Annotated in this window: 11 protein-coding genes; 7 read left to right on the top strand and 4 right to left on the bottom strand. The window is 47.6% G+C overall.

What is annotated here, in order from left to right; genetic code table 11:
- Window positions 1-279: 279 nt before the first annotated feature.
- Both LZ634_RS14515 and LZ634_RS14520 read right to left on the bottom strand, forming a co-directional pair.
- Window positions 280-1,959, bottom strand: coding sequence for a glycoside hydrolase family 43 protein (locus tag LZ634_RS14515; RefSeq protein WP_234506502.1), 1,680 nt, complete (start codon window positions 1,957-1,959; stop codon window positions 280-282).
- Window positions 1,960-2,018: 59 nt separating this feature from the next.
- Window positions 2,019-3,458 (bottom strand): MFS transporter, encoded by a 1,440-nt coding sequence (locus LZ634_RS14520; protein WP_234506574.1) that lies wholly within the window; start codon window positions 3,456-3,458, stop codon window positions 2,019-2,021.
- 441 nt (window positions 3,459-3,899) lie between these two features.
- Between LZ634_RS14520 and xylA the strand changes: the two genes are divergently transcribed.
- Window positions 3,900-5,219 (top strand): xylose isomerase, encoded by a 1,320-nt coding sequence (xylA, locus tag LZ634_RS14525; RefSeq protein ID WP_234506506.1) that lies wholly within the window; start codon window positions 3,900-3,902, stop codon window positions 5,217-5,219.
- 283 nt (window positions 5,220-5,502) lie between these two features.
- Here xylA and LZ634_RS14530 read toward each other — a convergent pair whose 3' ends face one another.
- Window positions 5,503-5,727, bottom strand: a complete 225-nt coding sequence (locus tag LZ634_RS14530; protein WP_234506510.1) for a hypothetical protein — start codon at window positions 5,725-5,727, stop codon at window positions 5,503-5,505.
- Between the two features lie 240 nt (window positions 5,728-5,967).
- Here LZ634_RS14530 and LZ634_RS14535 point away from each other — a divergent pair, with 240 nt between their 5' ends.
- The 6 genes from LZ634_RS14535 to LZ634_RS14560 all read left to right on the top strand — a co-directional run bounded on the left by LZ634_RS14535 (window position 5,968) and on the right by LZ634_RS14560 (window position 12,471).
- Window positions 5,968-6,495 (top strand): DUF523 domain-containing protein, encoded by a 528-nt coding sequence (locus LZ634_RS14535; protein WP_234506513.1) that lies wholly within the window; start codon window positions 5,968-5,970, stop codon window positions 6,493-6,495.
- Window positions 6,496-6,729: 234 nt separating this feature from the next.
- Window positions 6,730-7,485 carry a MurR/RpiR family transcriptional regulator gene (locus LZ634_RS14540; RefSeq protein WP_234506517.1) on the top strand — a complete coding sequence of 252 codons (756 nt, stop codon included), beginning with the start codon at window positions 6,730-6,732 and terminating at the stop codon, window positions 7,483-7,485.
- Entirely contained in the window at window positions 7,482-8,804 is a 1,323-nt protein-coding gene (locus LZ634_RS14545; protein WP_234506519.1) for a 6-phospho-beta-glucosidase, read from the top strand. The genes LZ634_RS14540 and LZ634_RS14545 overlap by 4 nt, the downstream gene beginning before the upstream one ends.
- A gap of 16 nt (window positions 8,805-8,820) precedes the next feature.
- Entirely contained in the window at window positions 8,821-9,510 is a 690-nt protein-coding gene (locus LZ634_RS14550; protein WP_234506522.1) for a 6-phosphogluconolactonase, read from the top strand.
- 6 nt (window positions 9,511-9,516) lie between these two features.
- Window positions 9,517-10,809, top strand: coding sequence for a PTS sugar transporter subunit IIC (locus LZ634_RS14555; RefSeq protein WP_234506525.1), 1,293 nt, complete (start codon window positions 9,517-9,519; stop codon window positions 10,807-10,809).
- A 141-nt stretch (window positions 10,810-10,950) separates the two neighbouring features.
- On the top strand, window positions 10,951-12,471 hold the full coding sequence (locus LZ634_RS14560; protein ID WP_234506529.1) for a sensor domain-containing diguanylate cyclase: 1,521 nt from the start codon (window positions 10,951-10,953) through the stop codon (window positions 12,469-12,471).
- Window positions 12,472-12,531: 60 nt separating this feature from the next.
- Here LZ634_RS14560 and LZ634_RS14565 read toward each other — a convergent pair whose 3' ends face one another.
- On the bottom strand, window positions 12,532-13,914 hold the full coding sequence (locus LZ634_RS14565; protein WP_234506532.1) for an amidohydrolase family protein: 1,383 nt from the start codon (window positions 13,912-13,914) through the stop codon (window positions 12,532-12,534).
- Window positions 13,915-13,928: the final 14 nt, after the last annotated feature.

The raw sequence follows: 13,928 nt of genomic DNA on the forward strand, positions 1-13,928 counted from the left end.
ATCACCAAAACAAGCTGATTTTTATTTTTAATTAAGCAGAGGTAAGGTTAAATAATTTTAGTAGTAAGTCCTCCGTGTTTTTGATTATTAAATATGGGTATAGATAAATATTCTATTGCAGTGTTCAACGTACACGTAAAAAACGACAGTGGCTCTACGCAGAGGTTATGACCTTTGCATCATGAATTTCAGACATGCGCTCTCTAATGTAAGGTGGGTAGCGCTATCTGCTGCTACCCTATCCTCACGATTATCAGCTTTTAATGTATATGTGGATTGTTAGTTCACGCGTAACTCGCCGGCTTTCCAGCTATAAACATCCGGAGAAGTTAACGAATCACCCAGTTCCTGATAGGCGAAATCATAAAAATCTGCGCTGATTTCATAGCCCGAGTAGTCGACTACCGCCAGGCCAACGAATGCTCCGGTAAAGAAGCCACCATAACTTTGCAGGACATAGTCGTCTGAAAGTACAGCGGCATCTAACGTGACGGGAATCTCCGTGAAGCTGACCCCATCAAAGCTATATTCATAGCAGTATGTTTGTTTCCTGACTTTGGTGCGGAACCAGATATATTCGGTACCTTCAGGGATCTTGATAGCATCGTCTTTTAAATAGGAAGTGTATTTACCGCGATTATTTTCACCAACCTCGATGACGGAACCATTAATTTCATTCCAGGTAACGAAAACAAAACTCCAATGACGATCGTTGTAGTAATTCGTCAACCCTGCCATTTGTTGATAACTAAATGGATTAAATTTGACCTTAACTTGTGCATCAAAATAGAAGGCCTGCCAACGTCGGGCAATCAACGAGAGATCATGAGTATTCGCCAAAGAGCCCTGACCAATTAACGTCAACTTACCATCACCCGTGTTACCCATTTTTTGGGTAAACGGAACACGCAGCGTATTCCAGTTGTGATCGAGTGTCGGTGTGGTAAATGCATCATATTGGCTATGATCTTTTGCGCTTTCGGTGAAAATGGCATCCTTTGGCCCTTCAACAAACGTTTTTCCACCGTGACCGCCTTCAATTCGCGGCCAACCTTCTTCATCCCAGTACACTTTTTGGATTGACGTTTCTCTACCCAGTGTTGACCAGCCACGAGGGTCGTAAACAGACTCACCAGGGCGATTCCACGGACGAGCGCAGAGCGAGGCGTAATACCATTCCCCCTCTGGCGTTGAAACCAAAGAACCATGCCCCTGCTTTTGGATATAGCTGTCGGGCGTATCGACGTTAGTTAAGAACACTTCCCCTGGCGCTGTTTCAAAACTCAGGGCCTCTAAGGTTTTAGAACGCGCAACCACTTCTTGATGGGTGAACACCGTTCCCCCCTGAGCGGCAAAAAGATAGTAGTATCCGTTCAGCTTGTAGAGATGTGGCCCTTCAACAAGCGCCACGGCAGTGCCGCGATAGAGTGTACGCGCGGTTTCAGGCTTTAATTTTAAGGTGTTGGTATCCAGTTCGGTTAACGTGATGCCATCGAATGGATGGTGATATTCACGATGATCCCAGGTTTGTTGCACGATATATTTACGCCCATCATCGTCATGGAACAGCGAAGCATCAAAGCCTACGCCATTGAGTTTGATGGGATCTGACCATGGGCCACGAATATCTGTCGCGGTGGTCAGATAGTTGGTCATATCCTTAAAGGCACCTTCGGTGATTTTCACATCGGTATACACTAACCAGAATTTTCCATCGGCATGAGAGAGAGCCGGAGCCCAAATCCCGCCTGATGAAGGGTTGCCTTTCATATCTAAAAGCGTGGTTGTGGACAATGGGCTTGGGAGAAGATTCCAGTGTTTCAGGTCCTTTGACTCATGTAAACGAACGCCAGGAAACCACTCAAATGTAGAGTTTGCAATATAGTAGGTGTCATTGACACGAACAATACTGGGATCGGCATTAAAGCCAGGTAGTACAGGGTTTTGAATAAGAGTCATATCATTCTACCTTTATATATTTTCTAATTTAATCGTTGCAATTTTAATTAATTTTTTAACTATATCCGTATCTCATCAAGCTGACGATTGATCTCTGTGACATTTTTATCGGAGATAGGATAGAGCTGCATGATAACCATCGAAAGAACGGCCAAAGCGATAGGAATCCAAACTGCGGTCATAATAATACCATCGATCGTATTGGCACTTTGTTGAGCGCCGGTTTCACTAAAGCCGTACGCAGCCAGTAACCACAGTGGAATCGCGCCGCCAATAGTAAAACCAATCTTGAAGAACAGGCCCATAATTGCATTAATAATCGCAGCATTGCGCTTGCCCGACTTTAATTCGCCATAAGCAATAACTTCAGGAACCAGCGCCCACATAAAGCCAGTGGCTGACGTTAAGCCCCACTGTTTAATAAAGGTGGCGATATAAGCAAGCCAAAGGGCATCATGCATCCCTTCACGCGACCAAACGTAAGTCAGTAACTCACCGACAATGAACATGCCAAGGAAAAAGTGAAAGAAGCCTTTTTTACCAAAAATCTTCTTGAGTCTGGACCAAAAAATAGGGAAGACGATACCCGGAATGGAAGCTACAAGACCAATTGCGCCCATCCATTCTGAATGGCCAACCACAAACTGATTGAAGAAGCCATTGACCGTGTTCATAAAGAACATAAAGGTAAATGCCAACATGAAAAATACCCCGAGAATAACAAGCGGGCGGTTATTTTTCAGTTCAAGGAACAGATCGGTTGTCTTTACGTTGGCCGTTTGTTCTGCCGTAGCGACAACGCGTTCTTTAGTGAATTTATAACAGATGAAAAGCGCCGCAGCACCGATTACCATATAGATTGAGTACACGCCAAACCACGCATAATTCGCTGATGGATCGGTATAGTTGCCCAAATTGAGTTCAAGGCCAAAAAAACCGGTGTCTTTAAGGCTTCGATCTTTTGGCGAGGCCATCTGTACAAACATCGGGAACAGGGTATAGACGAGAAGGTTGGCGCTGTTTGCCAGCATCATTCGCGTACTGGTTAGTTTATCGATAGACTCCGGATCTCGCGTTAATGATGCATTAAGAGAACCATAAGGAATATTCACCACTGAATAAACCAAATCCAATGCCAAATAAATAATAAATGCAAAAGGAACAGACCCCCGAACGCCTGGAATAGGGGCAAACAATAATGCGGAAAGAATAACTAACGGAATACCAGCTCTTAACAGCCACGGACGATATTTGCCTGCACTTGAACTTCTTTTGTCAACATAAGTACCGACCATCGGGTCCCAAAAAACGTTAACAATGCGAACAAAAAGAAATATAAACCCTGCCGTCGCCGTGCTGATGGTATTTACCGTCAACATGTGCAGAGCAAGAAAACCACCTATCGTACCAAATACAAGGTTTTGCGCAAAGTCTCCCATCCCATAACCAATACGCTCACCTCGCGTTAATTTGTGATATTCGTCATGCCGACTTTGAATTATGTTTTTACGCATTTCAATCAGGTCTCCGATTTATTTTGTAAATGTGCAGTACTTTCTGACACAGATGCCACTGGAGAATCTATTGCGTTTTTATATTAACTGATTATGTTTTTTTACTTTTGTGATCATTAAAACACATAGCTCCTACAATTCACACAACATAAATATGGATTTTCCATTCTGTGTAATTTCCTCGCAAGCCGCATGAACACTACCAAACTATCATTTCTTTGCCGCACTGATGAGCATGACCCATCCCAAAAACTGGATTTTACAACGCTATTTAAGGGGTGAAAACGACTATATTTTTGCGATAACGCTCACATTTGAGCATTATCTCAATCACAGAATGAAATAACGTAATTGATCAATAAGCAATTAAAAATAGAGGATAGCCGCAGTCATTTATTTTCCGCTATATGAATTACGGAGTGCATTATGCAAGCTTATTTTGATCAACTCGACCGTGTTCGCTTTGAGGGCCCTAAAACAACAAATCCACTGGCTTTTCGCCATTACAACCCGGATGAAATTGTACTAGGCAAACGGATGGAAGAGCATCTGCGCTTTGCCGCCTGCTACTGGCACAACTTCTGCTGGAACGGCGCAGATATGTTCGGCGTTGGCTCATTTGACCGCCCATGGCAGCAGCCGAGCGAAGCCATCGAGCGTGCGAAACGTAAAGCTGACGTGGCGTTTGAATTCTTCCACAAACTGAATGTCCCTTACTATTGCTTCCATGATGTCGACGTTTCTCCGGAAGGCGCAAACCTGAAAGAGTATCTGAATAATTTTGCTCAGATGGTCGATGTGCTGGCAGAAAAACAACAGCAGAGCGGCGTGAAGCTGCTGTGGGGGACCGCAAACTGCTTCACTAACCCGCGTTACGGCGCCGGTGCGGCAACTAACCCGGATCCGGAAGTGTTCAGCATGGCGGCCACTCAGGTGTTCACCGCCATGAATGCGACCCACAAACTGGGCGGTGAAAACTATGTGCTGTGGGGCGGCCGTGAAGGTTACGAGACCCTGCTCAATACCGACCTGCGTCAGGAGCGCGAGCAGATTGGCCGCTTCATGCAGATGGTGGTCGAGCACAAACACAAAATCGGCTTCCAGGGCACCCTGCTGATTGAACCAAAACCGCAGGAGCCAACCAAGCACCAGTATGACTACGATGCGTCAACGGTATATGGCTTCCTGAAACAGTTCGGCCTGGAAAAAGAGATTAAGCTGAATATCGAGGCTAACCACGCGACGCTGGCGGGTCACTCTTTCCATCATGAAATTGCCACCGCGATTGCGCTGGGTCTGTTTGGTTCGGTAGATGCTAACCGCGGTGACCCGCAGCTGGGCTGGGATACCGACCAGTTCCCGAACAGCGTCGAAGAAAACGCGCTGGTGATGTATGAAATCCTTAAAGCGGGTGGCTTCACCACCGGCGGGATGAACTTTGATGCCAAAGTCCGTCGCCAGAGCACCGACAAATACGACCTGTTCTATGGTCACATCGGCGCAATGGACACGATGGCGCTGTCGCTGAAAGTGGCGGCCCGCATGGTTGAAGGCGGTGAACTGGATAAACGCGTCGCTAAACGCTATGCCGGCTGGAATGGCGAACTGGGTCAGCAGATCCTCAAAGGCCAGATGTCGCTACAGGAGCTGGCGAAATACGCCGAGCAGCATCAGCTGACGCCACAGCATCAGAGCGGCCATCAGGAACTGCTGGAAGGGCTGGTTAACCACTACCTGTTCGACTAAATACAACGTTGCATCCGACGGTGGATTAATGCCGCAAAGCGCCTGTAATAACGCTAAAGCAAAAGCCAAAAGCGCTGTGATGCAATAAAACGCCCTACCACGCGGCAGATTTCACTGCCGCGTTTCCCCTACCGCTATTCGCGTCCAAATAAGTCCATAGCGATACCCTTCACCTCAGCAGTTGGTCTCTTTTCATCAGCAATTTACTTCGGTACAAATCCAGTTAATAAAAAAGCCCGCCGATTTCCCGGCAGGCCTCAATATTAACGAGCTAAAAAAGTACTCAGGACTGCGGTTTAGGAATCGCGGTCAGAGTGCAAACTGCCTGCAGTTTATCACCACGGCGAGTAGTAATAGTCACTTCATCACCCGCTTTTTTGCCCTGGCACGGCTGCACCATCTTAGTGTCAAAGTTCTGGCGCATCTGCGCACGATCTGGCTGCGCCATGGTCTGGAAAGATACCACCGCTGCGGCGACCAAAACCGCACCCGTTACGATTTTTTTCATCTGCTTAGTTCCTTTTACTCTCATCTACTTAATTCCTTTCTCAGGGGAGGTAAACAACCACGTCGAAACTAGCAGCACTCCGTTAATCCAACTGTAACTTCGCTTAACTAAGTGTTTCTACGACTTGTTTTCGGAATTTAGCCCATCTCCACCCGCAACACACCCATCCACATTATCTGTTACCCTATAGCCGCAGGCATCGCGACGACCGCCTTGCCACGCACCCTTAAGGGTATCCCGATGACCGTCAAAGAAAAAATCCTCCTGAGTGCTTGCCTGGCTGGGCACCACGTGCGCTACAACGGTACCCACAAATCCTGTGATTCTGCGTTATTACAGCAATGGCAAGACGAAGGCCGGCTGGTGACGCATTGCCCGGAGCTGGCGGCAGGGCTTGAGACGCCGCGATTATCGGCGGAGATGCTAGGCGGCCAGGGAGTTGACGTGCTGAATGGACGCGCGCAAATGGTAGAAAGCGACGGCCGCGATGTGACCCAACCTTACATACTGGCCGCCTGGCTCGCACTTCAAACCGCGCAGCATAACGGCTGCCGCTTTGCGATTATGACTGACGGTAGCCCAACCTGTGGCAGTCAGACCATTTATAGCGGTGCGTTTAACGGTGATAAGGTGCAAGGAGAAGGGGTTGCCGCCGCGTTATTACGCCAACACGGTATTGAAGTGTTCAGCGAGCATCAGCTCAATGCCCTGGAACTGCGACTTGCTGAAGTTGAAAGTCAGCCACGCTGCAGACCTGCAGCACCATAATATTCCATAGAAAACACGTCTCTGGCCGTACGTCGGCGCACTGGCGCCTCATCCAGGCTATTCAGTGAATCCCTGGCACAAATCTCCACCAGGGGAAGTCTGCACATGGAAATTTATAGCCAAGATCACGGAAATTAATTTCTAAATCATAAAACCTATTTCCAGTATGACCTTGTTAAGATCCTTTCCGAGAGCCAATGCGGTGCCAGCACCGCATAGTAAAAGGTGCACTCCATGCGTAAAGATTTAACCAGCAATGAGCTGCGGATTTATAAATTCTGTCAGGAGAACCCTACTGACGTTTATAAGATGAAGATTCATGAACTGGCTGAGCGGGTGTATACCACCGCGCCATCCATTTCAAAACTGGTCAAGAAGTTAGGCTTTAATAATTTTCAGGAGTTTAAAGTTGACGTTCGTGATGTATTTTCGATGTCGAAAAACTCACAGCATCACAATTCGTTTGTGAATGAATACATCCAGGAAATGCAGGATGCTTTAACCAAAGTATCAGAAAGCAAAGTGAAAGCCTTTTGTGATTTTTTATCCGGTTGCAGCACAATTATTACCTGGGGATATGGCACTTCGGATAGCGTGGCAAACTATGTCAGCTATAACCTGATGGTGCTGGGCTTTAATATCCTTAATGAAACCGACTATACCAACTGTAATGTTCGCAGCCGCTTTCTGACCGCCAATGACTGTGTGCTTATCGTCTCTAATAGCGGCGAGTCAGAAATGCTGGAAGATATTATTCTTAACGCCAGAAAAAACGGCATAAAAGTGGCCGCTATTACCAGTCGCGCCAACTCAACGCTGGCGCTTAAAGCCGATGCCGTGTTGATTTATAAAAATGCCATTATTAAAGACACCGCATTCGAAAATATTAGTTACCCAATACAAATAGCCATCATCGATATCATGCTTTTCCATTTATCCAATGTCAGAAAAGTATCGCTGAAATTTAATTCAAAGGTAGAAGACTCATGAAAAACGTTAAACTCGTTGTGATTGGTGCAGGAAGCAGCTACACGCCAGAACTGATTGAAGGGGTCATTAAAAACCATCATCAGCTCCCCGTTTCCCACATTGCGTTCGTCGACGTGGAGATGGGCAAAAAGAAGATGGATATCATCTTTCAACTGACCAAACGGATGCTGGATAAAGCGGGTTTAGCGATTGAAGTGAGCCAGACGCTTGACCGTGGAAATGCACTACAGGGTGCGGATTTCGTGGTCACACAGCTGCGCGTTGGCGGCATTGACGCGCGCATCATTGATGAAAAACTGCCGAAATCCTACGGCTTTATTGGCCAGGAAACCAACGGTGCTGGAGGCATGTTCAAGGCTTTACGCACCATCCCGGTGATCATTGAAATCGCCAATGAAATGAAAGAGATTTGCCCTGACGCCTGGCTTATTAACTTCACCAACCCGGCCTCAATGGTGACGGAAGCGGTACTGAAATACAGCAATAATAACCGGGTTATTGGCCTGTGCAATGGCCCTATCAATATGACCCATCAGGTCGCAGGCTTACTGAACGCCAGGGTCGAAGATTTATACGTAGAGTTCAAAGGCTCCAACCACATGAACTTTATTACTAAAATCCTGCATCACGGCATCGATCGCACGCGTGAAACTATCGACTTAATCAACGCAGCGGATGTCGACGCGCTGAGCTTTAAAAACGTCAGCAACGAACAGTTTAATAAAGAGCTGCTGGCCGCCACCAACCTGATCCCCTCTTCATATTTAAAATATTACCTCAAGACCACCGAAATGCTGGCCGAACAGGATGCCGCCGAGCTGTCACGCGGTGAAATCGTTAAAAATATCGAAGCGGAACTGTTCAAAAAATATAGCGATATCTCCCTTCAGGATAAGCCTAAAGAGCTGGAAGCCCGCGGCGGCGCACTCTATTCCACTGCGGCCCTGAATGTGATTCGTGCGATTTATCTCGATGATAAGAGCATTCAAACCGTCAACGTTCGCAACGGCGGCGCGATCACCAATTTACCGGCAGATGCGGTAGTGGAAGTGAACTGTGTGATGACGCGGAATGGCCCAATGCCAATTTGCACCGGCGAGATCCCATCACCTGCGAAAGGGATTGTGTCGATGATGAAAGACTATGAAGCGCAAATCGTGAAAGCCGCCGCAACCGGTGATTATCAGGCGCTGATCGCCGGTTTCATCTTCAATCCACTGTGCTCAAGCGATAACGCAGGCGTTGAATTAGTCAAAGAAATGCTGCTAGCCAATAAAAAGTATCTGCCTTTATTCGCCAAAACCATTGCAGCCCTTTAATCGCGGGAAGAAACAGATGAAATGTACCACTTTTGATACCAATGCCGCGCTGGCCGAGCAGGTGGTCAGCGAACTCTCGGCGCTTAAGCCACATTCCCGCGTGCTGATCCCTTCGGGCAGCACCCCGCACTGGGTTTATAACGCACTCGCCGCGACAGAGATTGCTAGCAACCTCACCTTCTTTGCGCTGGATGAGTGGGTCAATGTCCCCAGCGAATCCGATGGCAGCTGCCTGAGCATGATTAACCACGACTTTGTGCACAAATGCTCTCACCCGGTGGAGTTAATCCATTTCGATCCTTATGCATCCACGGCACAAAACATTGCCCATTACGAGAGCGCGCTAAACGGCGAAGAGTTCGATTATGTGATTCTGGGCGTAGGGATGAATGGGCATATCGGCTTAAACGAGCCGGGCGTTTCATTTGATGCCGATTATCTGCAAACCAAACTGGATGAGGTCACCATCAACGTCGCCAGTCATAAATACTTTTCAGGCGATGTGACGCTCACCGAAGGCATTACCGTGGGTCTGAAGAAAATCATCAAAGCCAAAAAGGTGATTGTCATCATTAACCATGAGGCTAAGAAAGGTATTTATCAGCAGATCGTGAATGGCGATGCCCATCACACCGAGATCCCGGCACTCTATATTAAGCAATTCCCGCAAGTTAATTACTACATTACAAAACACCTTAAAGGGTAAGCGGAAATGAGCATAACCTCTCTACTCGAACAAAAGATGTTGCCACTGGCCGAGAAAATCTCGTCAAACATCTATCTGACCGCCCTCAAAAATGCCTTTATTGCGCTGATTCCCTTTTTAATTGTCGGCTCATTTTTTCTTCTTTTAACCAATTTTCCTATCAGCGAGTATAACGAGTTTATGACCTCCCTGCTGGGAAAAGGTACGCTCGATAAACTGAACTACGGGATTAATGCCAGCTATGGCCTGATGACGTTATTGGTCATCATCACTTTCTCAAAGGAGTTAGTCGAAAAGCTCAATCTGAGCCAAAGCACCGCTATTTTACCGGTCGCCATATTCTTCTTAATGCTACCGGGAAGTATCACGACAGAATCAGGGGATATTGTGGCAGGGGCTTATGCCCTGCTCGACTTTAGCTCTGAGTCGATGTTTTTAGGGATTATTGTCACCGTTATCACCATCAAGATGGTCGAGTTTCTGGAAAACCGAACCTTTACCATTAAGATGCCAGACAGCGTGCCGATGGAAATTGCCAAATCCTTTAAATCGCTGGTGCCTATCTTAGTGGTGCTGCTGTTCTGGATAATGATCAAAGTTCTGTTTGAGAACACGCATTTCGGCACGCCGGGGAAATTTATCAGCGTCATGCTGCAGGAGCCGCTGCTCTATTTAGGCAACTCCATCTTCTCTCAGCTGATTGCCGAAATGATGATAAGCCTGTTCTGGTTCTTTGGTATTCACGGCGACTCGATCGTGACATCCGTGATGGGGCCAATCTGGCAAACGCTCAGCGCGCAAAATCTGGCGCAAACTCAGGAAGGTCTGGCGGCAACCAATATCATCACCCAGCAATTCAGGGACGTGTATTTGATTGCCGGCGGCACGGGCTTTACCGGCGCGCTGCTGATCAGCATCTTTATGGTTGCCAAAAGCACCCGTCTGAAGCAACTGTCAAAACTGGCGGCACCCGCGGCAATATTTAATATCAACGAACCGATTATTTTTGGTTTACCGATTGTGCTTAACCCGCTGATGCTTATCCCTTTCCTGCTCACCCCCATCGTGCTTTGTACGGTGACCTACGTGGTTATCGCGCTCGGTTGGGTACCACCGACTTCCGGCGTATCTATTCCCTGGACCACGCCCATTTTTGTCTCCGGATTCCTGACTACCGGAATTTCTGGGGTCATCTTACAAGCAGTAAATTTAGTTATCGCAACCGCCATTTATCTGCCTTTCGTGAAGGTGTTAGACAAGCAGTATCTTCATGAAGAGAGCCAAATGGCCAGCGCCTGATTTCGTCACACCGAGGCTCTCCTTTCGCCAGTTATGTAAAGGAGAGCCTAAATACGTAAAGACCGATGTCGTAGAGTTAAGTCTCATCGCTTTGGGTCGCTTATATTCTTTCCGATATCTATGGAAAGAAATCCAAGTTAAATGAAGCGATACAGTACCAATAAAATAACCACCATTGCCTTTTTGGCTATTCTTGTTCCATTTTTGTTAATGTGTGTTTTCACATATGTATATACCAACAAAAACATAGAACAATCGTTTATTAAAACGATGGTTCGCTTTACCGATAATGAGTCGGCTAATAGTGTCACGGAAACCACCAGAAATATTACGATGCTGTTCGATCCGATCTTAAAGATCATCACCAAAGATAAACTGAATGCTTATCTGCAGGGTGAGAATAGTGAAATCGAAAAAATCGCGAACTCCATCGTCAATTCTACGCCGGCCTTCAGGAACGTCACCATTTCTAATGCTAATGGCGACTCCATTACCTATCCCTACAAGATACGTCCTCAGGGCTACAGCGTTCTCACTCGTCCATGGTACCCAAAGGCCACAGAAAAAAATCATGTCACGTTTTCTGCTCCTTACGTCTCCAATGAAGAAGACAAAAAAGATGAGAAGGCGATCACCGTCAGCATGGGTATTCTTGGTGAAGACCTTGAAGTCATTGGAAATATCGCTTTTGACCTTGATCTAAAAGCCATTTCTTCAATGCTTGAGAACATAAAGGCACCGTACTCCGGCCGATTCCGTATAGCCACGCACGATGGTCTGATTGTCTTAAGCGACAATAAAAATGAAGTGTTAACCCGCGAAATGCCTGAGTCATGGACAAAACAGATCGCCAATGACAGCGAAGATTTCTATGACAAAACAACCAAAACCTACGTGTTCTATAAAAAGTTTAATAACCCTGACTGGGTGGCGATTTCTTATGTGAAGAAAAGCGATCTTGAGAATGAAATGAGCGATTTCATTCAAAGTTTCATCACCGCATTTTCTATTTGCCTCAGTATCTATCTTATTTTTATCGTGCTCTTCAGAATGTATCTGCGTCAGATGCTTTCTGTGTTTCTGATGGAAGTCAGAGGTATCGACTCAGAAGAAGCCAAGCCTAATTTTGAGCTTCTTTACCAAAACATCAGAAATAACAATGCCGAGTTGAAAACCGTCAAACACGATTCAGAAACTGACGAGTTAACACAGATCTATAATCGTAAAAAGATGAATGAAGATCTCGCTACGCTTATCGCTAAGAATGACACGTTCTCATTCTCAATTATTGATATTGATAACTTTAAAGTCATCAATGATACCTTCGGTCATGATGCCGGGGATGGCGTACTGAAATTTGTGAGCAAAGCCGGCTGCCAGGTGATGGGCGATGATTATCATCTCTATCGTTTTGGTGGTGAAGAACTGGTGGTGATATTCCCAGGCAATGACTATGAAGAACACTATCAACTGGTTGATACATGGCGGAAAATTGTTAGCCACCGGACGTGGCGAGAAAGCCCAATGCGCGTCACCTTCAGCGCGGGGATCACGTTCTGGCAGCCTGGTGATACCGCGGAGCATACCCTTAAAACCGCCGACATTCTGCTCTATAAAGCCAAACACGGCGGCAAGAATCAGGTGATAGGCGACGCGCATTAATCCCTGCCGCGCGTCTCACCGGGAGGCTCTTCAGGTATCGCTGAAGAGCCTCTCCGTTCATTAACTTGCCACGCTTCCCCACACTAACCGTCCCTTATGGAACGTCGCGCTACGAGGAGAAATACGCGCAACGGCCTCCGCTGAACACGAGGCGTCCACCAGCACAAAGCTCGCATCATCCTGCGCCTTCGGCCACACCTGCTCACCCTTCTCATTGAGCGGCATCACGTCACCGGTCGCCAGGAACAGCGAACGCGAGAGGTTCTGCTCGTTCGGGCGGATATAGAGCTGGGCGTACAGGTTGGCTTTCTCCAGCATATCGCCGAGGCCGTACGGCGCCCAATGGTCGATAGCGCTGTCGGTGCCGGTCATTAACGTCACGCCTTTGTCACGCAGCTGCTTAAGCGGCATATGCAGCGTACCGATAGGCACCGTCGAGGCGATAGAAATCTGCTGTGCGGCCATCCGCGTGGCAATCTCATCCACCTGCTGCTCGTTCATCATCGCCAGCGCAAAAGCGTGGCTGATGGTCAATTTGCCTTTGAGCTGCGGCGTTTTCTCGACGGTTTCCACCATATATTTCACCGCTGCGATGCCCGCCGGACTGGTTTCATGCAGATGAATATCCACCCCTTTCTGATAGTCGATGGCTATCTGGAACATGGTATCGAGGGATTTCTCCATTGCGCCATCGACGTTCGTTGGATCCAGCCCGCCCACGTAGTGCGCCCCAGCCTGCATCGCTTCACGCATCAGCGGTTCTGATTTGGATAGCAAAAGACCGTGTTGCGGGAAAGCAACAATTTCACAATCGAAACCCGCTTTACGGCGCGCCAGTACCGCCTGCAGATTTTCGAGATTTTTCAGCCCGGAGACCGGTTCAATATTGCAGTGGCTGCGAGCGATGGTCGTGCCTTTTGACTGCAGCAGGTCGATAAGCTTTTCGGCACGCTCCTGGGTGTAAGGCTGGAGTTCAGGCAGCAGCTTTTGTTCGAGCTTGATCATGTCCTGAATCGTGGTGCCTGCCGGACGGTTAAGCGAACGCCATGGGCCGCCGTAAAAAGTTTTATCGAGGTGGATATGCATGTCGCGCATCGCCGGCAGCATCAGCTTACCGCCCGCATCATAGTGCGGCAGCGTGGCGTCAGGATGGCTTTTGTTATCGCGCAGCGCCACGATTTTACCCGCGTTAATCTCCACGGTATGCAGCGCAGTGCGGGTATGCACAGCGACTGCGCCCTCGTAATCAAAGCCCGTTTCAAGCAGCACGTTGTCCAGATAATAATGGCTGTCGGTGATGTTCATGGTTCCCTTGGTCTCGCAGGCAGCAGCGCCGGAAGTGGCAGCATACGCCACCGGAGCAGTAGCACCAAACAGCGCAGCAGCGGTGACCATTTTGCCGCTGTTGCTGAGAAACTCACGGCGACTTTTGTTCTCTTGCATCGTCGTTCCTTACT

The sequence above is a fragment of the Kluyvera intermedia genome (assembly GCF_021440345.1).
GTDB classification, from domain to species: domain Bacteria; phylum Pseudomonadota; class Gammaproteobacteria; order Enterobacterales; family Enterobacteriaceae; genus Kluyvera; species Kluyvera intermedia_A.

What these genes read in the sequence shown, in the direction of transcription:
- LZ634_RS14515 (WP_234506502.1), bottom strand. Translation starts at nt 1,959, where the DNA reads ATGACTCTTATTCAAAACCCTGTACTACCTGGCTTTAATGCCGATCCC.
- xylA (WP_234506506.1), top strand. Translation starts at nt 3,900, where the DNA reads ATGCAAGCTTATTTTGATCAACTCGACCGTGTTCGCTTTGAGGGCCCT.
- LZ634_RS14530 (WP_234506510.1), bottom strand. Translation starts at nt 5,727, where the DNA reads ATGAAAAAAATCGTAACGGGTGCGGTTTTGGTCGCCGCAGCGGTGGTA.
- LZ634_RS14535 (WP_234506513.1), top strand. Translation starts at nt 5,968, where the DNA reads ATGACCGTCAAAGAAAAAATCCTCCTGAGTGCTTGCCTGGCTGGGCAC.
- LZ634_RS14540 (WP_234506517.1), top strand. Translation starts at nt 6,730, where the DNA reads ATGCGTAAAGATTTAACCAGCAATGAGCTGCGGATTTATAAATTCTGT.
- LZ634_RS14545 (WP_234506519.1), top strand. Translation starts at nt 7,482, where the DNA reads ATGAAAAACGTTAAACTCGTTGTGATTGGTGCAGGAAGCAGCTACACG.
- LZ634_RS14550 (WP_234506522.1), top strand. Translation starts at nt 8,821, where the DNA reads ATGAAATGTACCACTTTTGATACCAATGCCGCGCTGGCCGAGCAGGTG.
- LZ634_RS14555 (WP_234506525.1), top strand. Translation starts at nt 9,517, where the DNA reads ATGAGCATAACCTCTCTACTCGAACAAAAGATGTTGCCACTGGCCGAG.
- LZ634_RS14560 (WP_234506529.1), top strand. Translation starts at nt 10,951, where the DNA reads ATGAAGCGATACAGTACCAATAAAATAACCACCATTGCCTTTTTGGCT.
- LZ634_RS14565 (WP_234506532.1), bottom strand. Translation starts at nt 13,914, where the DNA reads ATGCAAGAGAACAAAAGTCGCCGTGAGTTTCTCAGCAACAGCGGCAAA.